Here is a 21334-nt window from a genome sequence, read left to right as displayed (position 1 = left end):
ATGCAAGACAGATTTATTGAGGGGTGTGAGCAAGAGCAGCTGCATCTTTCCGGCGCTATTCAGCCCCATGGGGCGCTGGTGGTGAGTGATCTTCAAGGACTTGTCAGCCATGTATCGGCTAATTTGGTTAGTTTACTTGCTTTGGATACGCGTATAGAGCAGCTACTAGATCAGCCGCTGCCCGATTTTCTAGAGGAGGTTCACAATAATGCCCCACCCCTTAACCAGGGGGAGCGCTATATTGGTCAAGGGAATATTGGGCAGCAAGAGTTTGATGTGGTCATTAGTCATAACGGCGAGCAGCTGATCTATGAGCTTTACCCAGTGGATGCTTATGCTGAACCTATGCCAATAGGGGGTGAGGCTTTTCCTGTACCTGAAGACCGCCATGCGCTGGAAAAACAGTGCCAACAGCTATTAGTGGCCCTGCTGGCGCTAAGCGGATTCGATAGGGTGCACTATTACCGCTTTATGCCGGAAGGTGACGGTGAAGTAACGGCGGAAGCCCGCCAGCCGGAGGTGACGGGCAGCTATTTAGGCCTGCGTTTCCCGGCCAGCGATATTCCGCAGGTGGCACGTCAGCTCTACTTACAAAACCCCTGGCGCTCTATTCCCCACGCCAGCGCTGAACCTACGGCCATTGTAGGTCGTGGCCAGTCATCAAATCCCAATCTTACCTGGGCTGATCTACGCAGTGTATCGCCTGTTCATCGAGAGTATATGGCCAATATGGGCGTTGGGTCGGCTATTTCTCTCCCCATTACCCAGGCCGGTGAGCTTGATGCGCTTATCTCGTGTCACAATGCGGTGCCAAAACAGTTAACGGTTAGCCAGTTACAGGCCATGAGTGCGCTTTCAGAAGCCTTTAATTTACGTTTGCGAGACTATAAAGCACGCCGACGGTTACAGATATTCGATGGATTGCAGCGCCAGTTTGACCAAGCCAAGGCAGTGTTGATGCGCCATGGTGAGCTAGAGAGCGCTTGGCCCGAACTAAGTCGCTGGCTAATGGAGACGTTTAGTGTTGATGGCGTTATTTTGCAGGTGGGAAGTGAGTACCATCAAAGAGGAACAGTGCTATCGGCGCACGCTGTCAACGTAGTCGCCGAGGCGGTCAGGTTTGAAACGTCGTCCGTATGGATAAGCGATAATCTGCAACGCGATTGTGCTGATATGCCATTGAGTGAGATTGCGGGCGTTGCCGTGGTCAGTGATTTGCCCCTGGATCAGTATCACAACGTTAACCTCTACCTTTGCCGGCTGGAACACCTCTATGAAGTCACCTGGGGCGGTAATCCAGATAAACCAGTCGACTATCGTGATGGCAACAGTGCAATTGCCCCGAGACGATCATTTGAAGCCTGGGTGGAGCAGCGTGTGGGTCACAGCAGGCCCTGGTTTTCAAGTACTCGTATCTACCTACTGAAACTTCGTGCCTTACTTCAACAGGCAAATTCATTTAGCTGGACTACGAATGAGTAATCCAACCCTTAGCGAATGGTTGAAGCGAGAAACACGGGCAGACCATAGTCGAGTAGATCAGCACCCCGCGTTGAGACCGCTGCTTAAGCGGGAGTTAACCCTGCCAGAATATGCCACTGCGTTAAGTGCCCTTTATGTGCCGATAGCCAGCTTAGAAGAGGCGTTGAGCATTGGCTTAACCGCTCACGGTGCTCATTACCCCCTCATTCAACGAGCAGCGCTGTTGAAGGCGGATATGGATCAACTAGGCCAGCATGTGAGCGCAACCCATTGCGCTTCGCTACCTAAGAGTATGGCGAGCATCGTAGGCATGCTCTATGTGCTGGAAGGGTCGCGTTTGGGTGGTGCCATGATTGCCCGACACGTTAAGCGCGTGATGGGAGATCAGGTGCCACTGCGTTTTTTTACGACTCACCCTTTAGGGGAGGCGCAGTGGGCCGACTTTTGGCGTTTCGCTGAGTATCACTGCCCGCCCCCTACCTGGCCTGCTGTTTTGGCGGGGGCACAGCAGGCCTTTATGCTCTTTATGCAGGAGCTGGAGATGGTTGAGCGTTAAGGCCCAACGCCCAAAGAATAAACGCATCTTGCCGCGCCGTATCACGCCAGGCTTTGAAACGCCCCGATGCGCCACCGTGTCCGCTGCTCATGTCAGTACGCATTAGAACTGGCGCTGAACCCTGCTGCTTTAGGGATACTTGGGCATAAAACTTGGCTGGCTCCCAGTAGCTGACTCGGGTGTCAAACCAACTGCCTTCAATCCACAGGGCTGGGTAAGCCTGCGACTTGATATTGTCGATAGGGGAGTACGCGGCTATTCGCTCGGCCACTTCTGGGTCTTCGGGGTTCCCCCACTCGCTGTACTCAGCGGTCGTCAGAGGAAGTTCCGGGTTCTGCATCGTGCGCAGCACGTCCAAGAAGGGCACTTCAAGCAGGGCCGCACAAAAAGCGTCAGGCGCACGGTTAATGCAGGTACCGACCAGTAGCCCGCCCGCGCTAGCCCCATAGGCCACGATATGCCGAGAATCACTAACGCCTTGCTCAACCAGTGCCTCACGCGCGGCCAGGAAATCATGGAAGCTGTTTTCCTTATGGGCCATCTTCCCATTTAAATACCAGGGCTCACCGCGCTCACCACCGCCTCTTACGTGGGCCACGGCAAAGGCCGCACCTCGCTCAAGCAACTCTAATCGGGCAATAGAGAACCAGGGGTCTAACGCCTCGCCATAAGCACCATAGCCATATAGCAGTGTGGGTAAAGGCTGATCCGCTAGGTCGGCGCGCATGACCACCGATACCGGTACCTGCTCGCCGTCATGGCTGGTGGCCCATAGGCGCTTACTGATTAGCTGTTCAGGCTTAAGATTGCCATAAACCGGCGCACGTTTGAGTAGCGTTCTTTCGCCGCTGGCGAGATCAAGCGCGAACCAGCTGGGCGGCTGGGTAAACGACTCTTCGCGTAAGCGCAATATCTGGCTATCAAAGTGCGGTGCATCTTCCAGCAGTTGCGAACATGGCTGTTCGGGCAGGGCAAGATACTCATCCAATGTGCAGGCATGCTGTTCGTCAAACACTAATCGCCTTAAACGCACCTGCGCTTGGTCATGATCGCGCTCACCCAGCATCAGCCCCCAGGAGAACGCATCAACGCCTTCAAGCGTGGCCCCTTCCCGGTGAGCGATTAAGGTTAGCCACCCTAATTGACGCTGGCCAAGCTGGCTTTCTGGCAGAAAATCAAGCTGAAAGTGAGCGCCTGTTTGATTATGCAGTCGATAAAAGCTGCCCGGGCGATGGTCGATACTGTACTCGACGCCAGCTTGGCGGGGCTGGATACACAGCGGCGCCGCGGCCGGAGCGTGCGCTGGCAGCAAATGGATTTCACTGGTGTCCTTTGAGCCGCTTTCGAGTAGTAGCCAAGACCGTGAACGCGTTTTGCCAATGCCAATCCAGAACTCTGGGTCATCCTCGCGTAGCACCAGTTTAGGCGCTAGTGAGGCGCTGGGATTATCCAGGCGTAGCGGTATGCGCCATACGCTATCGGGGCGCTGAGTGTCATCAAAACGGGTAAATAGCAGGGTGGCCGTCGCGGTCGTTTGATCTTCTGCCCAGCACAGGCCAGCACCAATATCGCTTAGCAGTTGAAAGGGTGCGCCGTTAGGCAAGGCTTTCAGCCATAACGTAAAACGTTCATCCCCTTGGGTGTCTTCTGTCCATGCTAGCCACTGCTCATCGGGAGAGAGCGCCATGTCGCCCATGTCGTAAAAATCGTGCTCGGCAGCACGGGCGCTAACGTCGAAGAAACATTCAAGCTGTTCGGGCTGTTGGTTGGGATAACGCCACCAGCAGGGGTAGTCGTCTTTGGCGCCGGTCTCGCTCCAGAACGTAAAGTGGTCAAGTGGTGTCTTAAGGCTAGTCACGGCCAATTCGCGACGCGCTAGATGACTCTGGTATAACGCTTCCTCCAGTGGGGCTAGCGGGGCAAACCAATCGGCTTGTTGCTGGTTGGCAGCTTCTAAAAAGTCGCTCACTTCAGTGTTGTCGCGCTCTTCTAACCAGTGCCATTGCGGGTCATTAGCGCGATAATAGCGCGCAGCGGGTAAGTCTGATTGTATGCCTAGCTGTGCTTTCATAAATTGATAGGTACCATAACGGGAAATCAACGTCGGGTGAGTTCACCCATATGAGGGGTATTATGCTGTTTGCAAATTCCACATCACTGCTGTGGTTAAGTTATTACGGGCTTTCGCTGTTAGTGATTGTCGCGGTCTATTTTGCGCTCACTTTTTTGCCTCGCTTGCCTCGCCTAGCGCTGACCTGGGCAGTCGCTGGGGCTATATGGGCGCCCGCTGGTTTTCGATTGCCGCTAATAGAAGAGGGTGAATTCTATACCGGTTGGGCACCTGCGGCGATGGTGGCGGCGGTTGGCTTTTTAGAAAATAACGGTTCAGCGCTGCGAGGCGGGTTGATGTGGCTGGTGCTGGGCATGGCACTAGGCGCACTTATCGGTGTCGCCCTGTGGTGGTGGCGTCGTGCTAGCGATGCTGAGTATGTGACGCAAGAAGAGGAGCATGATGATGACCAGCCGCCTTCTCGTCGTCGTGAACCGGTGATTGGTTAATGATCCTCTTAACCAACTATTCGACGTTAAAGCATGTGTGAAGCATATGTGTGAACTGCTTGGTATGAGCGCCAATGTGCCTACCGATATATGTTTTAGCTTTTCGGGGTTTTTGCATCGCGGTGGGGGCACCGGCCCTCACCGCGATGGATGGGGGATCGCCTTCTATGAAGAGGGCGGTTACCGCGACTTTCGAGACCCTCACCCCTCGGTGGATTCGCCTATTGCACGGCTAATTTGCGACTATCCCATCAAATCCAACGTGGTGATTAGCCACATTCGTCAGGCGAACGTGGGTGGCGTAAAGCTCGCCAATACCCACCCGTTCACCCGTGAAATGTGGGGGCGGCCCTGGTGCTATGCGCATAATGGCCAATTAAGCGGCTGGGAGAGCCTAGCGTTAGGAAACTACACTCCCGTTGGTAGTACGGATAGTGAGTATGCCTACTGCTGGCTAATGGGTGAACTACGTCGCACTTTTCCTTCCCCACCTGCAACGCCAGAAGTGCTGTGGGAACGTTTGCATCAGCTGTGTGAGCAACTCAGAGCATTGGGCGTATTCAATATGCTGCTTTCCGATGGTCGCTATTTATATACGTTTTGTGCCACTAAGCTGGCCCACATCACCCGCTGTGCGCCTTTTGGCGATGCGGAACTCTCCGATGCAGAAATGACGGTAAATTTTGCCGAACACACCACCCCAGACGATATTGTTTCGGTTATCGCCACTGAGCCTCTTACCCATAATGAAGCGTGGAAGCGTATGGTGCCTGGAGAGCTATTGGTTTGGCGGGATGGGGAAATCCAGGCCCGATACTGCCCATAAAGAGTGTCCATATTAGGCTGAGTGACTTACGTTAATGGTAGGAGTCATGATTTTTACCTACCGAGCACTAGAGCTAAAGTTGAAACGTAAGTTTCAATCGATCGTTTTACAGCCTGTCGTGGGTCGTATATTGTTGGGCGTCTGTACTTTGCGACAAGCCTAGCGACAACAACAAGGTCGGTGAGCACGCCGACATGGATAGCGGAGATTGCCCATGAGCGAACACGCCAACGCCGCCGTTTTACGTGGCCCAGCGCTTGAAGGGTTGGATCAATATGATTCAGTCACGGATGTTTTTCATACCGCAGTAGAGCGTTTTAAGGACAAGCCTGCATTTTCCTGTATGGGGAAAACGTTGACCTTCGCCGACCTTGATCGCCTATCAGCAGACTTTGCTGCTTGGCTGCAGCACGAAACCGACCTCGTCCCTGGGGATCGAATTGCTATCCAATTACCGAATGTACTGCAGTTTCCGGTGGCGGTATTTGGCGCGCTTCGAGCGGGGCTGGTAGTGGTGAACACCAACCCGCTATATACCGAGCGGGAAATGGCTAACCAGTTCAAAGACTCCAACGCTAAGGCCATTTTAATCTTGGCCAATATGGCGGATAAACTGGAGAAAGTGCTCGATAAAACTGACATCAAGCACGTTTTGATCACCCAGTTAGCTGATTTACATGATGTACCCAAGCGCTGGTTGATCAATGCCGTAGTGAAGCACGTTAAAAAAATGGTGCCAGCTTATTCGCTACCCAGTGCGACCGGCTTTCGGGATGCGCTGAAAAAAGGTGCCTCGCTAACGCATACTGAGGTTAAGAGAAGTCCCGACGATTTAGCTGCGCTTCAATACACCGGCGGCACGACGGGGATGCCAAAAGGGGCGATGCTCACACATCGTAATCTGATTGCCAACATGCTGCAGGCACGCGAAGCCATAGGACCTCATCTGAACGATGGTGAAGAGCTGATTATTGCGCCCCTGCCGGTTTATCACATCTACACATTTACCGTTAACTGCTTATTTTTGATGGAAACGGGCAGCCACTCTTTGTTCATCACCAATCCTCGCGATTTGGATAGTTTTGTTAAAGAGCTTAAGGGACTACCGTTCACCGCTTTCATTGGCCTCAATACGCTATTTAATGCGCTATGTAATCGGGACGATTTTAAACAGCTGGATTTTTCTAAGCTGAAGCTGACAATCTCAGGCGGTATGGCGCTTACCAAAGCGGCCGCGCAGCGTTGGGAACAAACCACCGGCTGCCCGATAGCCGAAGGCTACGGCTTAACGGAAACATCACCTATTGTAAGCTTCAATCCCTCCGATGCGATTCAGTTGGGCACCATTGGTAAGCCGGTAGCAGGTACCGTTGTAAAAGTCGTCGATGCGGATGGCAACGCGGTGCCAATGGGCGAGCCTGGCGAGCTGTGCGTTCAAGGGCCTCAGGTGATGAAAGGTTATTGGCAGCGCGAAGAGGAAACTCGTATTTCTATAGATGAGAGCGGCTGGTTTCACACCGGTGATATCGCCGTGCTGCAGGATGATGGCTATATTCGCATTGTCGATCGTAAAAAAGACATGATCCTGGTTTCTGGCTTCAACGTTTATCCCAACGAGGTTGAGGATGTGGTTGCCGCCCACCCGGATGTCCTTGAATCGGCAGCGGTGGGGGTGCCGGATGAACATGCTGGTGAAGCAATTAAACTATTTGTGGTGAGCAGAAATAGCCAGCTTGACGAGAAAACGCTGCGTGACTGGTGCAAAAAAGAGCTAACCGGTTATAAGGTGCCTAAGATCATCGAGTTTCGAGATGAGCTGCCCAAAACCAATGTGGGCAAAGTGCTCCGCCGCCAGCTGCGTGATGAGGAGCCGTCAAAAACCTAATCAGATCGTTATTAATAAACACTTGGTACGTAGATGAGGACAGGTTGTAATAAGGGTCTTTCGACATGGATGGGTTCATAGCGTCCTTGTGCAAACCTGGACTCGTTCACTTACTACTAACTGAGTGGTTAGGCGTCGAGCTGCTGAAAGCGTTACACTAATGACCTGTGCTAATGAACTTTGTATAAGACCCGCTCAATTGAGCGGGTTGATTTTTTATATCTCTCGTTAAATGTCTATTGTTAAATGCCCAAGTGAATGGAAGCCGACTCAATCGTGACCACCGACACATCCCCAGCCCCCACCGATAGCCAACGTCTCGCGTCGCTGCAACAGGCGGCCGGGAGTGTGATGCTGCGCGATGCAGAGCGGCTGGAGCGCCGCTTGGCGGTCTTGTACCGCCGTCAGCGCGACAACAAGCCCATCAGCCGTGGTTTGGATGAAGTGCAGCGTGAACTCCATCGCTCTCAGCAGCAGCTTAGCCTGCGTGAAGCCCAGCAAGTCGCGTTTAATTATCCGACCGAGCTACCGGTAGTCGAACGCAAAGACGATATCGTTAACGCGATACGCGATCACCAAGTGGTGGTGGTGGCAGGGGAGACCGGCTCAGGCAAAACCACACAGCTACCTAAAATGTGCCTGGAGCTTGGGCGAGGTCGCCGTGGTTTGATTGGTCACACCCAGCCGCGTCGTCTGGCTGCCCGCAGCGTTGCAGGGCGTTTGGCCGAAGAGCTACAGGTCTCTCTGGGTGAACAAGTAGGTTATCAGGTGCGCTTCACCGACCAGAGCAGCCCGAGCACGTTGGTTAAATTGATGACCGACGGGATCTTGCTGGCCGAGACCCAGCACGATCCGCTGCTGCTGCGCTACGACACCATCATTATCGATGAAGCTCACGAACGTAGCCTGAATATTGATTTTCTGCTCGGCTATTTAAAGCGTTTGCTACCTAAGCGCCCCGACCTGAAAATCATCATTACCTCAGCGACGATTGACGTTGATCGCTTTGCCAAACACTTTGGCACTGCGACAACGCCCGCCCCGGTCGTTGAAGTCACCGGGCGTACTTATCCCGTTGAGGTGCACTATCAGCCGCTAATACGTGACGACGAGGATGAGGAAGACCGCACGCTGCAAGAGGGAATTCTGCACGCGGTGGGTGAGATTGAAACTATTGAGCGTGAGAAAGGCTGGTTGCATGGCCCCCGGGATGTGCTGGTGTTCTTACCCGGCGAGCGTGAAATTCGTGAAACTGCCGATATTTTGCGCCGTGCCGATTTAAAGGGTACAGAGATTCTGCCGCTTTACGCCCGACTCTCCAATGAAGAGCAGAATCGCGTGTTTGCGCCTCACCGAGGGCGGCGTATCGTGCTGGCCACCAACGTCGCGGAAACCTCGCTAACGGTGCCGGGCATTCGCTACGTGATCGACCCAGGACTGGTGCGTATCAGTCGCTATAGCTACCGCTCCAAAATACAGCGCCTACCGGTGGAAGCGGTAAGCCAAGCCAGCGCCAATCAGCGTAAGGGGCGCTGTGGCCGGATTGCCGAAGGCGTGTGTATTCGCCTCTACAGTGAAGAGGATTTTTTATCCCGACCTGGTTTTACCGACCCTGAAATTCAGCGCACCAACCTGGCGTCGGTGATTCTCTCGATGCTGGGGCTCAAGCTTGGCGATATTGAGGCATTTCCGTTTGTAGATCCCCCTGATAGCCGCTTTGTTAAAGATGGCTTTCGACTGCTGTTCGAGCTGGGTGCCGTCGATGAGCGACAGCATCTCTCGCCGCTTGGCCGTAAGCTGGCGCGGCTGCCGATTGACCCACGCCTAGCGCGCATGGTGTTGGCGGGCGCTGAATTCGGCAGCCTGCGTGATGTACTGATCGTGGTCTCGGCGCTGGCTATTCAAGACCCACGTGACCGACCAGCGGATAAGCGCCAAGCCGCCGATCAAGCCCACCAGCGCTGGCACGATCCTGATTCAGATTTTGTCGCCTTGCTGAACCTCTGGCACGGCATTGAGAACGCCCGGGAGGCCCTGTCGGGCAATCAACTGCGCCGTTGGTGCCGCGACCACTACATCAACTACCTGCGCATGCGCGAGTGGCACGATACCTTCCGCCAACTGCGTCAACTGCTACGCGATATGGATATCGACGTGCCCGCGCCTCCTGTCCGTGATGAAGAGGAGAGCGAAGAGCAGGCTAAGCAGGCACGACGTAAAACCTCCGGTAAAGTTCACCAGGCGCTGCTTTCAGGGCTACTCTCCAATTTGGGTACGCTGGTGGAGAACCGTGAGTATCTCGGCGCTCGCAATCGTAAATTTATGATCCACCCCGGTTCTGGGTTGGCCAAGAAGTCGCCCAAATGGATAATGGCGTTTGAGATGGTGGAAACCTCCAAGCTATTTGCCCGCACCGTGGCCAAAATCGAACCGCAGTGGATTGAGCCCCAGGCGCAGCACTTGGTTAAGCGCAGCTACAGCGAACCGCATTGGGAGATGAAACGCGCCCAGGTGGTGGCTTTTGAGCAGGTCACATTGTTTGGACTGCCGATTGTGGCGAGGCGTAGGGTGCACTACGGATCAATCGCGCCCCAGGAGTCCCGAGAGTTGTTTATACGCCGGGCGCTGGTGGAAGGGGAATTTCACACCAAAGGGGCTTTCTTTGCCCATAACCGCGCGCTGATTGACCAAGTCGAAGCCCTGGAGGATCGTGCTCGGCGGCGGGATATTCTGGTCGATGAAGACACGCTCTATGACTTTTACGACCGGCGGATCCCGGCCGACATTGTCAACGGCAAGGGTTTTGAGCACTGGCGCAAGCAGGCCGAGCAGCAAGACCCGCAATTGCTGCATTTTGATATTGATTCGCTTAAAGCACGCGATGCGGACGACGTTACCCAGACGCAGTATCCTGATCATTTAACCCTTGCTGGCGTAGCCTATCCGGTGAGCTACCACTTTGACCCGGAAGCTGAAGATGACGGGGTCACTCTGACCGTTCCCGCCGCTATGCTGCCGCAAGTGCCGATGCATTCGCTGGAGTGGCTGGTGCCGGGGTTGTTGCGCGAAAAGTGTATTGCGCTGCTGAAGTCGCTCCCGAAAAGCATTCGTCGCCAGGTAGTGCCGATCCCCGACTGGGTGGATGCCGCGCTGGAAACCTTGGTGCCCGATCAACGCCCGTTAACCGAGGCGTTAGGGGAATTTATTCGCCGCCGTACATCAACGCGGGTGCATCCTGACGACTGGCGTTTGGATTTGCTCGAACCGCATTTGAGCATGAATATTCGTGTGGTGGATCATGCGGGCGAAACCCTTGGCCAGGGACGTGATCTGCGGGCGCTGGAGCAGCGCTTTGAGGCTGCAGCCAGCGCTGGCGCCCAGGCGCTGGCCGAACAGGTGAGTTCTGAGCCTGCCGTTGCTGGCCTGCCCAAGGCGCCGCTGCCTGCGTCGCGTGTCACGACACAGGCAGGTATTCGCGTAGAGGCGTATCCTGCACTGGTTGCTGAAAACAGGATCGCTGAAGCCAGGGGCGCCGGCGCCAGCGAGTTCAAAGTCGCGCTGTTTGATCACCCGGCAAAAGCTGAAGCCGCACACCAGGAGGGCATCGCCCGACTGGCGATCGCCAAACTGCCCGAACAGGTTAAAGCAATTAAGCAATTGCCCGGTGTGGAGAAGTGCGCACTGCTATTTGCCAAAGTGGGCAGTAAGCAGGCTTTGATTGAAGACCTGCTGCTAGCGGTGTTTACCCAGGTCGTCGCGCAGCACCCGCTGCCGCGTTCAGAAGGCGAGTTTGATCAGCGGCTGACAGCCACTCAGAATCAGCTTGTTGAAGAGGCAAAAGCACTGTTGGTGAAAGTGGAAGCCGCGCTGCAAGGGCATTTAGCAGTCAGCAAGGTGCTAAAAGGTAAGCTCAATTTTGCCTTGGCGCTGGTGTACAGCGATGTTAGTGCGCAAATGCAGCGTTTGGTTTACCCAGGGTTTATAAGCGATGCCGGTGAGTGGCTGGATGAATATCCACGCTACACCGAGGCGGCGCTACTGCGGCTTGAAAAAGCCGCTCGTGAACGCGGTCGGGATCAAATGATGATGCAGGATGTTCAGGCATTAGAGGCCCGTTTTGATGCCCGTCGAAAAAGTGAGCGGCGAGGGAGCGTAGAAGACCCGACGCTAGTGACTTTTGGCTGGTGGCTGCAAGAGCTCAGGGTGTCACTCTTTGCGCAGCAGTTGGGTACCCGTATGCCCGTATCGGTGAAGCGCCTTGAAAAGCACTGGCAAGAGATTATCAGCGTTTAGCAAGTGGTTAAAAAGTTGCTGGAAAAAGCGCTATTTTACGCACACAGTAACGTTATGGGTTCGTCGCAGGTATGCGCTAGCCATTAATGGCCGGCCATATAGGCACGCCGCTTAAAGGAGATTGGCATGACACATGCGGTGATTACCGGTACAGGACTCTATACACCGGAACACGCCATTGATAATGCGGCCCTGGTGGCGGCATTTAATGCTTGGGTAGATGGTGAAAACGAGCAGCACGCCGAGGCCATTGCGAGGGGAGAACGCGAGCCGCTGGCACACTCAAGCAGCGAGTTTATTGAAAAGGCGTCTGGGATTCAGAGCCGCTATGTACTCGATGCGTCAGGTATCCTTGACCCACAGCGTATGCGGCCTAAACTGCCACAGCGGAGTAACGACGAGCCCTCGCTTCAGTGTGAGATGGCGGTCGAGGCTGCACGCCAGGCAATGGCCGCCGCTCAAGTGGATGCCGCTGATATCGAGCTAGTGATTGTTGCCTGCTCAAACCTTGAGCGTGCCTATCCTGCCGTGGCAGTTGAAGTGCAGCAAGCACTGGGAACAAGTGGCTATGGGTTTGATATGAATGTGGCCTGCAGTTCAGCCACGTTTGCTTTGGAAACAGCGGCAAATGCGATAGCCTCCGGTAGCGTTAAGCGCGCGCTGGTGGTCAACCCTGAGATCTGCTCAGCGCATCTTAATTTTCGAGACCGTGACAGCCACTTCATTTTCGGCGATGCTTGTACCGCTGTGGTACTAGAAAATAGCGCTGTTGCCGTTGCTGATGAGCAGTATGAAATTCTCGGTACGCGTTTGGTCACTAAATTTTCCAACGCGATTCGCAATAATGCAGGTTTTTTAAATCGCGTGACGGACAGTGATCCGCTGGTCTTGGATAAGCTGTTCGTGCAGGAAGGGCGGCGAGTATTTAAAGAAGTATGCCCAATGGTGGCCAAATTGATCACCGACCATTTGGCGTCCTTGGAGTTAAACGGAAACGACCTGAAACGCATGTGGCTGCACCAAGCTAACCGACATATGAACGATTTAATTGCTCGTAAAGTGTTGGGGTATGACCCAACTGAAGCCCAGGCACCGATCATTTTAGATCGCTATGCAAACACCAGCTCAGCGGGCTCCATTATCGCGTTTCACCTTCATCGCGAGCAGTTCAATCAGGGTGATATTGGTGTGATTTGTTCATTTGGAGCAGGCTATAGCGCGGGCAGTGTCGTCATTCGGCGGGTGTAGCTCTCTGTCAGCGTGCTGCGGAATCGGAAAAAGGAAAATGTCATGTGGCAGTGTTTAAGTAACGATAAGTCAACGCTGACGTGGCGCTCAAAAGGGTTGCCGCTATTGCTGGTGGCGTTATTAGCAAGCGGCGGTTGTGCCAGTACACAAACGGCAGAAAGCACCAACCCAGACGACCCATGGGAAGGTTTTAACCGCAAAGTGTTTGCGTTCAACGATGTATTGGATCGTTACGCGCTTAAGCCGGTGGCAAGAGGCTATCGAACTATTACCCCTGATCCGGTGGAAACGGGGGTAGGCAACTTTTTCTCTAACTTAGGCGAAGTACGCACCGCGCTTAATAGCGTGCTTCAAGGTAAGCCCGCTAACGCAGGTCTCGCTACCTCACGCTTTCTGATTAACTCCACTGTGGGTATTGGCGGGTTGTTAGATTACGCAACGTTGATGGAAATTACTGCGGATAAAGAGGATTTTGGCCAAACGTTGGCGGTATGGGGCTGGGATGATTCACGCTATTTGGTGCTGCCTTTCTTGGGTCCCAGTACATTGCGTGATACCACGGGCTTACCTGCTGACATAGCCGCGTATCCGGTTACCTACATAGATGATGATACTGTTCGCATAAGCCTGACAGCGCTCAACTTGATTGACACCCGAGCGGGGTTGCTCGACCAGGAGGAGTTGATTCGCGGTGATCGCTACCGCTTTATTCGTGACGCTTACTTACAGAGCCGCCAGTTCGAGGTGCGCGATGGAGAATTGGGCGATGACCCCTTTGCCAGCGATACCTTTGACTTTGATGATAGCGACTTTGATGACAGTGACTTTGAAGACAGCGACGCTGGTGAAGACAGCGTTGGTGGCGAAAATAACGCCGATTGAGGCTTATGATGGCGCATTCTAAGCAGTTGATCGCCGTGATCGACGAGCCGGGTCGAGAGCGCGACGCGCTGGCCGAAGCAATTACCTGCGACGACATGTGGGTATTTGCCGCTGAAGACATCGACCACTTGCCTGCGGATACGTCGCTGATTGTGGCCCACGCGAGAGCAGTACCGCGCCAGCAGTGGTCGCAGCTAACACGACGTTTGCCGACGCTGGTCGTGAGTGAATCTCGCCAAGACGCTGACCTTATAAAAGCTATTGACGTAGGGCTGGTGGATTATATCGTCCACCCTCTGCGCCATGCCGAGTTGCTGCGGCGCATGATCCGTAAAGCCATCGAGCTGAATGATTTGGCCCTTGAGCGTGAGCGTGATCACGAGCGTCTCGCGGAGTTAAACGAGAGCCTAGAGACGCATTTGGCGCTACTGCGTATGGATCAGCAGAGTGGCGGCCATATCCAACGGCGTTTGCTGCCACTGCGTCCAAAAATCATCAACGGGGTGTATTACGACTATGTGTTTGCGCCTTCGCTCTATCTGTCCGGTGATTTTTTAGACTATCAACGCTATAACGAGCGATATAGCGCCTTCTATTTTGCCGATGTGTCGGGACATGGCGCGTCGTCGGCCTTTGTCACGGTGCTGCTCAAATATTTATGTAATCGTTGGCTGAGTGAGTGGGACGGCCAGCAGCCGGAAAAGCTGCCACCGGATTGGCTAAAGGCCATGAACCGGGAATTGCAGGGTACGGATATCGGCAAACATGCCACCTTATTTGTCGGGGTTATTGACCATGAGGCGCATACTCTGCACTATTCGCTCGGCGCTCAGCTTCCCATGCCGCTTTTAGCAGCAGAAGGAGAGCTAAGACGTCTTGAAGGCGAAGGAATGCCGGTAGGCCTTTTCCCCGATGTGGAGTATCCTTCACTTAGCTGTGCATTGCCGAACGACTTCCGTTTATGGCTTTGCTCAGACGGTGTATTGGAATGCTTGCCGGGTAAAACGCTCGACACGCGGCTCAAGGAGCTTGAGCAATTAGTAAGCGAGAGTGTCACGCTTGAGCAGTTGCGCGATCGGCTAGCAGAAACAAATGCTCTCCTTGCAGAAGGGGATGCAGAGTTCGATGCTAACCAGGAACGCGATGCTTTACCCGATGATCTAACAATCATGATGGTGAGCGGATTTGGTCATGCTGATTGAAGAAGGCCGCATTAAAGCGGCGTTCGATTCTGGTGTTTTTGTTTTAAAGCTGTGTGGCGATGTGCGTTTGACACTTTGTGCGACACTCGATACCCAAGCCCAACGTCTCGCTGAGACACCGGGGTTGCGTGTCGTGCTGATTGACCTGCGCGAGGCCACCAACGTGGACTCTACTGCGTTGGGTTTCTTAGCCAAGGTCGCCATGGCAGTAAAAGGGCGCTTAGAGCAGCCACCGACGATTATTGTCGATAATGATGACGTTCGAAAAATGCTGGACGTGATGGGTTTTGCGCGCTTTTTTACGCTGATGGAAGCACCTCTACAGCAAGCAACAACGCTGAACGATGCTCTCGAAGAGTTACCTGAAGAGCCTGCCGATGAAGAGGGGCTGCGTGACCGTATCCTGGAAGCTCATCGCATTTTGATGCATATGAACGAGCATAACCGCGAGCAGTTTCAGCCGCTGGTTGACATGCTTGAGTCGCAAGACGCCCCCACGCATCAATAAACATTTACCTTTACTCTGACCTGACTTTTTCTCAGCGCTATCGCAGCGGTGATCCACCGTAATCACCTGCTGCGATAACGCTGCCTCGATAGCGTTTAGCCCCGACAAGTGCCTGAAAATCGGCTATGATTAGCGGCCTATCTATTCCCGCGCGTTCGTTATCGCCGTAAGGAGACCCATGCATCTTAATCCCCGCCGTGTAGCGTTGTTAGTTGCTGCCAACACGGCGCTTGCCCCCTTTGCGATCGACGCCTATTTGCCTGCGATGGGAATCATCGCCGAGAGTATTGGGGCTAGCATTCATCGCACGGAACTTTCCATTAGCGTGTTTTTATTTGGCTTTGCACTGGGCCAGCTATGTTTTGGGCCATTATCGGATCGTATGGGGAGAAAGCCTGTACTACTGGGCGGGCTGGTGGTGTTTATGCTGGCTAGTCTAGCTATCACCACTGTTGATAGTCTGCCCTCGTTGCTGGCCTGGCGATTTGTGCAGGCACTGGGAGGCGGTGCTTGTGTAGTGAATTCGGCAGCGATTGTGCGCGACTGCTTTAGCGGTCGAGAGGCCGCCAAAGTCATGTCGACGATGGCAATGATCATGATGTTAGCGCCTCTGGTGGCGCCTGCAGTCGGCAGCCTGTTATTACATATTGCTGGCTGGTGGCTGATCTTCGTTTTTCTCGCCGTGTATGCGGGGTTCTTGCTCTGGTTGTTGGGTACACGGCTACCCGAAACCCGCGATATGTCATTACCGGCAGCCTCACCCCGTCAAGTCATACGCAACTACGCTAGTGTGCTCAAGCATCGGGAAGGAATGGGGTATATCTGTGCGGTAGCGGCTTCGTTTGCGGGACTTTTTGCCTTTGTCACCGCTTCGCCGTTTCTCTATCTCGACTATTTTGGTCTTTCGCCAAGTACCTATCCGATTGTATTCGGGGTTAACGTCGTGGTGATTGCGCTTTCTAATCGAGTCAATATACATCTATTGCGTAAGCGTACACCTCAGCAAAATTTGCGACTAGGTCTGCTCATTCAGTTAATCGCTGCACTTGGGCTCGTCACGGTCACTGCACTTAACATTGCGTCGCTAATGGTCGTGGTTCCTCTGATTATGCTGTTTACCGGCATGATTGGTTTGATTACACCTAATGCCATCTCATCCTTGTTGGATCATTTTGGCCATATCAGCGCTACGGCCACGGCACTGTTAGGCGGCATCCAGTTTACCTGCGGAGCGCTCGCTGGCGTGATGGTAGGGCTATTCGAAGTTGAGCATCTCTGGCCAATGGTGCTCACCATGCTGGGGGCTGCGCTGCTGGGCAATATCGGTGTGCGTAAATTAACCAAGGCACCCGTTGTAAGCGAGTAACAGCGGTGAATCGTAGGAATGAGTAATAAGAATGAACAGCCGTGATGGATAGCATGCTGGCTTGGGTCAATATGCCGATGAGTACTTGGTTAGCTTGCGCAGCAGTGCTGCTGCTGGGGGCCTTTGTCCAGCGCGCGACCGGTTTCGGTTTGGCCGTTATCGGGGCGCCGCTGCTGCTGATGCTTGAACCACGGTTGGTGCCGGTCATTTTAGTGCTGTTTGGCTTTACCGTTTCGTTAATGATGGTGCGTCACTATTGGCACGAGGTGCGTCTGGATTCCATTGGTATGGCGTTAGTAGGTCGCCTGCCTGGCAATGCGCTAGGTATTTGGCTGCTGCTCGCCGCGCCGATGTTCCTGTTAGAAAAGCTAATCGCCATCATCGTACTGTTTGCTGTGCTGGTGACGCTGTGCCGATTTAGGCTGCCGGTAAATCGAATAACGCTATTCGGCGCTGGTGTGCTATCAGGTATTTTTGGCACCGTGGCTGCCATCGGTGGCCCGCCCATGGTGATATTAATGCACGGGTTGCCTGCTGATCGGGTGCGGGGAAACCTGGCGGCCTTTTTTATTTTGACCTCACTGTTGACCATTATTACTCTCGCCTTTGCTAACCAAATTCAGTTATGGCATTTCCAGGTTGCGCTTACCTTCCTGCCCGCGGTACTGGTAGGTAACGCAGTGGCGGACGCCATTGCCCATCGCTTGGATAGACGCTTACTGCAAGGCGCTTCGTTGGCTTTGTGTACCTTGGCGGCACTGGGTTTGCTGCTATAAACCAAAGCGAATTTCTCCGCGCAGCAAAAAAAATTTCGCGTATGACTCACTGTCATGAAGTTGTCATGGAACCAGTGCAAGGTATGCCTTGCGAAGGTTAGATCCCTACATGAACAGGAGTTTTTCGCATGAACCGTATTCTAAAAACCACCGTTATCGCGGCTGCCGTAATGAGCGTTGCCGGTGTTGCGCAAGCCCGTGATCAAATCCGTATCGTGGGCTCCAGTACCGTTTACCCGTTTGCCAGCTACGTAACTGAAGAGTTCGGTGCCACTACCGGCAACCCGACACCCGTTATCGAATCAACCGGTTCGGGCGGTGGTTTGCGTCTGTTCTGTAACGGTGTTGGCGAAGGCACGCCAGACATTACTAACGCTTCACGCCGCATGAAAGTAGCAGAGTTTGAGCGTTGTGAAGAGAATGGCGTCACCGATATCACCGAAGCCAAAATCGGCTCTGATGGTATCGTGCTTGGTCAATCAAGTGAAAACGATGACGTTGCTTTAACTCGTGAGCAGATCTTCATGGCGGTCGCTGCCATGGTGCCGGTTGACGGTGAATTGGTTGAAAACCCCTACACCAACTGGAGCGAGATCGACTCAGCTTTGCCTGATCGCGAAATCTCCATCTATGGTCCGCCAACGACTTCCGGTACACGTGACGCTTTTGAAGAGCTAGTGATGGAAAGTGCCTCTTCAGAAATGGAAATTTATGGCGAAGAAGGCTACACCGATATTCGCTCTGACGGTGTTTACATCGATGCAGGTGAAAACGACAACCTGATCGTTCAGCGTCTAGCAGAAGACACTGGCGCCTTTGGTATCTTCGGTTACTCCTTCCTAGAAGAAAACATGAACACCATCAGCGCTGCTACCATTGACGGTGTGGCGCCTGAAGCTGACGCAATCAGCTCCGGTGACTATCCTATCGCGCGTTCACTGTGGTTCTACGTGAAGAACCAGCACGCTGAAGAAGTTCCGCCGATGTATGACTACGTCGACATGTTTATGAGCGAGATGATGATCGGCTCAGATGGTTATTTGAAAGATATCGGCTTGATCGCACTGCCGGAAGACGAACGTGAAGAGTGGCGTGAAGCGGTAGCAGATCGTACTACGATGACAGTAGACGTTCTTAAGTAAGTCGTTAAGTTGGGAATGAAAATGGTCGGCAGCGAAAGCTGTCGGCCTTTCGTTTTATGACAGCGATATATTGGCGTTTGTCACATTGTTGTAATGTTTGTGCCCCAAAGTAGTCGCCAATACGATTTCATTAAGTAATGCGAGAGAAATTCGATGCAGACTAACCAGCTTCTTCTGATTTTTTGCGGTGCGTTACTACTGCTGGGGCTGCTGGCGTTTTTTGCTGGCCGTTCAAAAGCCACTCGTTTACGTAGCGCGGGTACGGCGATGTTTGCTCAGCCAGACCAATACGCTTGGTTTACCGTGCTCTCGACCGCAGGCCCAGCCGTACTGGTGAGTACGCTGGGGGCTTTTGTGCTGCTTTTAATGGGCGCCGATATACCCATGCTCTATTTGCTGGCAGCGAGTCTGGTGGTAGCAGCCATAGGGCTGATGGTAAGTCTTAACCAAGTAAAGCCTGATTTTCATGCCCGCCAGGCCATTGAGCGGGTCATCCGCATGGCTTTAGCCGGTGCAGCGTTAATCTCGATTTTTACTACGTTCGGCATTTTGTTCTCGATCATTTCCGAGGCGCTGCGCTTTTTCCAAATGCACAGCTTCTGGGAGTTTATTACTGGCACCACATGGAACCCAGGCGCGAGCTTTTTAGCGTCAGCGGGTCGTGGCGATGGGAGTGGGGCGGAGTTTGGCTCAGTGCCGCTGTTTGCCGGTACCTTTATGATTACCGCTATCGCCATGCTGGTCGCTGTTCCTATCGGCCTGCTCTCGGCGATTTATATGTCCGAGTATGCCCCGCGTAATGTGCGCACCGTTGCTAAGCCGGTGCTTGAAGTTCTGGCGGGTATACCTACGGTGGTTTACGGCTTTTTTGCCGCGATTACGGTAGCGCCTATTATCGTCAACATCGCCGGATTTTTTGGGCTCGACGCTTCTTACAATAACGCCGTCGCCCCAGGTGTCGTGATGGGGATTATGATTATTCCGTTTATCTCATCGTTGTCTGACGATGTAATCAACTCGGTGCCGGATAGTATGCGCCAAGGGTCGCTGGCACTAGGCATGACCAAAGGTGAAACCATTCGAGACGTGGTCATTCCCGCTGCTCTGCCGGGTATTATTTCAGCAGCACTCCTGGGTATGTCGCGCGCGCTGGGTGAAACCATGATTGTGGTCATGGCCGCAGGTATGCGCCCCAATCTTACTGCTAATCCGCTGGAAGATATGACCACGGTGACCGTGCGTATTGTTGCCGCGCTTACCGGGGACCAAGAGTTTGAAAGCGCAGAAACACTGTCAGCCTTTGCACTAGGGTTGGTGCTGTTCGTTATTACACTTGTGCTTAATTTGGTGTCGGTTTTGATGATCCGTCGTTTCCGCGAAAAATACCGCGTGAATAACCTGTAACGCTGAGGAACTGTTTCGATGAGCCATACTTTTGACGAAATCAGCCAGCAGCTAAAAAAGCGCCACCGAAAGTCTGCCCGGCTTAAGTGGATAACCATGGGGTCGTTAGGTCTCGCGGGTCTTTTTCTGGTGCTGTTTTTTGCCGATATGCTGAATAAAGGTCTTCCCGCTTTTCAGCAGGCGTATATTCAAGTCGAGATCAACTACACCGAAGAAGCAGAAACTGACGGACGGCGGGCGTTTGATGAAGAGCTACTGCCCATCATCAGTCGCACGATGGTGCGCGTAATACCGATGGAGCTTCGCAACAATCCTGCCATGATCGGCACCAGCGAAAACGATTGGGTATTGGCGACCAGCGAAGTGGATCAATACTTAAAGGGGCACCGAAATAGCTTAAGCCCCGAACAGCAGGCCGCCATTGATGAGCGGGTTGAGTCTGGCCAAGTGGATATGCGTTTTAATACCACGTTTTTTACCAATGGTGATTCAAAAATCGCCGAATATGCCGGGATTATATCGGCAGTGGTGGGCACCGTGATGACGATGATCGTCACGCTGGCGATTTCGTTTCCCATCGGCGTCATGACGGCAGTTTACCTGGAAGAGTTTGCACCGGATAACCGCTTTACCCAAGCGATTGAAATTAATATCAATAACCTAGCCGCGATTCCCTCGATCTTATTTGGTTTGCTGGGCTTGTCTATTTTTATCAACTTCTTTGGGGTGCCACGTTCTTCGCCTCTGGCCGGTGGTATGACGCTGGCGCTAATGACATTGCCGGTGATTATTATCTCAACGCGAACTGCGCTACGTAGCGTACCGGACTCCATTCGTCATGCCGCTTTTGGGGTGGGGTGTTCTCGCTGGCAAGTGGTACGCGACCACGTTTTGCCGTTGGCAATGCCGGGTATTATGACGGGCTCCATCATCGGCCTTGCGCAAGCGATGGGTGAAACGGCGCCGCTGATAATCGTGGGCATGGTGGCCTTTATCCCCGATGTCGGCGCATCCTTTACTAACGCGGCCACCGTTATGCCTGCACAGATATTTACTTGGTCAGGCGAGCCTGAGCAAGCGTTTGTAGAGAAAACAGCCGGCGGTATTTTGGTGCTACTCACCATACTCATCTCACTTAACGCCTTCGCCGTTGTGTTACGTAAGAAATTTGAGCGTCGCTGGTAGGCCAGCGCGATAGAGGACAT

Annotated in this window: 16 protein-coding genes; 15 read left to right on the top strand and 1 reads right to left on the bottom strand. The window is 53.5% G+C overall.

What is annotated here, in order from left to right; translation table 11 throughout:
• Positions 1 to 1482: a GAF domain-containing protein gene (locus AC5TBW_RS11825; RefSeq protein WP_495511959.1), complete on the top strand. Its 1482-nt coding sequence runs from the start codon at positions 1 to 3 to the stop codon at positions 1480 to 1482.
• A complete protein-coding gene (locus AC5TBW_RS11820; protein WP_495508761.1) occupies positions 1475 to 2038 on the top strand; it encodes a biliverdin-producing heme oxygenase in 564 nt (187 codons plus the stop codon). Before AC5TBW_RS11825 ends, AC5TBW_RS11820 begins: the two co-directional genes overlap by 8 nt.
• On the opposite strand, the gene AC5TBW_RS11815 is transcribed toward AC5TBW_RS11820, so the two are convergent.
• Entirely contained in the window at positions 2007 to 4109 is a 2103-nt protein-coding gene (locus AC5TBW_RS11815; protein ID WP_495508760.1) for a S9 family peptidase, read from the bottom strand. The two genes, AC5TBW_RS11820 and AC5TBW_RS11815, sit on opposite strands and share 32 nt — an antisense overlap.
• Before the next feature lie 62 nt (positions 4110 to 4171).
• Between AC5TBW_RS11815 and AC5TBW_RS11810 the strand changes: the two genes are divergently transcribed.
• The 13 genes from AC5TBW_RS11810 (at position 4172) to pstA (ending at position 21314) form a co-directional block, all read left to right on the top strand.
• The gene (locus AC5TBW_RS11810; RefSeq protein ID WP_495508759.1) at positions 4172 to 4597 is read left to right on the top strand and encodes a hypothetical protein; all 426 of its coding nucleotides are present in this window, start codon (positions 4172 to 4174) and stop codon (positions 4595 to 4597) included.
• Positions 4598 to 4643: 46 nt separating this feature from the next.
• Positions 4644 to 5423 (top strand): class II glutamine amidotransferase, encoded by a 780-nt coding sequence (locus AC5TBW_RS11805; protein WP_495508758.1) that lies wholly within the window; start codon positions 4644 to 4646, stop codon positions 5421 to 5423.
• Positions 5424 to 5637: 214 nt separating this feature from the next.
• Positions 5638 to 7308: an AMP-binding protein gene (locus AC5TBW_RS11800; RefSeq protein WP_495508757.1), complete on the top strand. Its 1671-nt coding sequence runs from the start codon at positions 5638 to 5640 to the stop codon at positions 7306 to 7308.
• 258 nt (positions 7309 to 7566) lie between these two features.
• Positions 7567 to 11601, top strand: coding sequence for an ATP-dependent RNA helicase HrpA (gene hrpA, locus AC5TBW_RS11795; RefSeq protein WP_495508756.1), 4035 nt, complete (start codon positions 7567 to 7569; stop codon positions 11599 to 11601).
• A gap of 126 nt (positions 11602 to 11727) precedes the next feature.
• On the top strand, positions 11728 to 12849 hold the full coding sequence (locus AC5TBW_RS11790) for a beta-ketoacyl-ACP synthase III (protein ID WP_495508755.1): 1122 nt from the start codon (positions 11728 to 11730) through the stop codon (positions 12847 to 12849).
• A gap of 42 nt (positions 12850 to 12891) precedes the next feature.
• Positions 12892 to 13731 carry an MlaA family lipoprotein gene (locus tag AC5TBW_RS11785; RefSeq protein ID WP_495508754.1) on the top strand — a complete coding sequence of 280 codons (840 nt, stop codon included), beginning with the start codon at positions 12892 to 12894 and terminating at the stop codon, positions 13729 to 13731.
• A gap of 8 nt (positions 13732 to 13739) precedes the next feature.
• Complete coding sequence (locus tag AC5TBW_RS11780) at positions 13740 to 14933, top strand: PP2C family protein-serine/threonine phosphatase (protein WP_495508753.1); 1194 nt, start codon at positions 13740 to 13742, stop codon at positions 14931 to 14933.
• Positions 14923 to 15441: an STAS domain-containing protein gene (locus AC5TBW_RS11775; protein WP_495508752.1), complete on the top strand. Its 519-nt coding sequence runs from the start codon at positions 14923 to 14925 to the stop codon at positions 15439 to 15441. The genes AC5TBW_RS11780 and AC5TBW_RS11775 overlap by 11 nt, the downstream gene beginning before the upstream one ends.
• Positions 15442 to 15619: 178 nt before the next feature.
• Entirely contained in the window at positions 15620 to 16807 is a 1188-nt protein-coding gene (locus AC5TBW_RS11770) for a multidrug effflux MFS transporter (protein ID WP_495508751.1), read from the top strand.
• Between the two features lie 44 nt (positions 16808 to 16851).
• A complete protein-coding gene (locus AC5TBW_RS11765; protein ID WP_495508750.1) occupies positions 16852 to 17583 on the top strand; it encodes a sulfite exporter TauE/SafE family protein in 732 nt (243 codons plus the stop codon).
• Between the two features lie 128 nt (positions 17584 to 17711).
• A complete protein-coding gene (locus tag AC5TBW_RS11760) occupies positions 17712 to 18725 on the top strand; it encodes a substrate-binding domain-containing protein (RefSeq protein WP_495508749.1) in 1014 nt (337 codons plus the stop codon).
• A 153-nt stretch (positions 18726 to 18878) separates the two neighbouring features.
• Positions 18879 to 20129, top strand: a complete 1251-nt coding sequence (gene pstC, locus AC5TBW_RS11755; protein ID WP_495508748.1) for a phosphate ABC transporter permease subunit PstC — start codon at positions 18879 to 18881, stop codon at positions 20127 to 20129.
• 18 nt (positions 20130 to 20147) lie between these two features.
• Entirely contained in the window at positions 20148 to 21314 is a 1167-nt protein-coding gene (pstA, locus tag AC5TBW_RS11750) for a phosphate ABC transporter permease PstA (protein ID WP_495508747.1), read from the top strand.
• The last annotated feature ends 20 nt before the right edge of the window (positions 21315 to 21334 follow it).

This window comes from Vreelandella sp. ssv, assembly GCF_059448525.1.
Note: the sequence above shows the minus strand (reverse complement) of the source record. Positions and strands in the feature narration are given on the sequence as shown.

Bases quoted from the DNA above. Each gene is read 5' to 3' on its own strand.
- AC5TBW_RS11825 (WP_495511959.1), top strand. From the start codon at position 1: ATGCAAGACAGATTTATTGAGGGGTGTGAGCAAGAGCAGCTGCATCTT.
- AC5TBW_RS11820 (WP_495508761.1), top strand. From the start codon at position 1,475: ATGAGTAATCCAACCCTTAGCGAATGGTTGAAGCGAGAAACACGGGCA.
- AC5TBW_RS11815 (WP_495508760.1), bottom strand. From the start codon at position 4,109: ATGAAAGCACAGCTAGGCATACAATCAGACTTACCCGCTGCGCGCTAT.
- AC5TBW_RS11810 (WP_495508759.1), top strand. From the start codon at position 4,172: ATGCTGTTTGCAAATTCCACATCACTGCTGTGGTTAAGTTATTACGGG.
- AC5TBW_RS11805 (WP_495508758.1), top strand. From the start codon at position 4,644: ATGTGTGAACTGCTTGGTATGAGCGCCAATGTGCCTACCGATATATGT.
- AC5TBW_RS11800 (WP_495508757.1), top strand. From the start codon at position 5,638: ATGAGCGAACACGCCAACGCCGCCGTTTTACGTGGCCCAGCGCTTGAA.
- hrpA (WP_495508756.1), top strand. From the start codon at position 7,567: ATGGAAGCCGACTCAATCGTGACCACCGACACATCCCCAGCCCCCACC.
- AC5TBW_RS11790 (WP_495508755.1), top strand. From the start codon at position 11,728: ATGACACATGCGGTGATTACCGGTACAGGACTCTATACACCGGAACAC.
- AC5TBW_RS11785 (WP_495508754.1), top strand. From the start codon at position 12,892: ATGTGGCAGTGTTTAAGTAACGATAAGTCAACGCTGACGTGGCGCTCA.
- AC5TBW_RS11780 (WP_495508753.1), top strand. From the start codon at position 13,740: ATGGCGCATTCTAAGCAGTTGATCGCCGTGATCGACGAGCCGGGTCGA.
- AC5TBW_RS11775 (WP_495508752.1), top strand. From the start codon at position 14,923: ATGCTGATTGAAGAAGGCCGCATTAAAGCGGCGTTCGATTCTGGTGTT.
- AC5TBW_RS11770 (WP_495508751.1), top strand. From the start codon at position 15,620: ATGCATCTTAATCCCCGCCGTGTAGCGTTGTTAGTTGCTGCCAACACG.
- AC5TBW_RS11765 (WP_495508750.1), top strand. From the start codon at position 16,852: ATGGATAGCATGCTGGCTTGGGTCAATATGCCGATGAGTACTTGGTTA.
- AC5TBW_RS11760 (WP_495508749.1), top strand. From the start codon at position 17,712: ATGAACCGTATTCTAAAAACCACCGTTATCGCGGCTGCCGTAATGAGC.
- pstC (WP_495508748.1), top strand. From the start codon at position 18,879: ATGCAGACTAACCAGCTTCTTCTGATTTTTTGCGGTGCGTTACTACTG.
- pstA (WP_495508747.1), top strand. From the start codon at position 20,148: ATGAGCCATACTTTTGACGAAATCAGCCAGCAGCTAAAAAAGCGCCAC.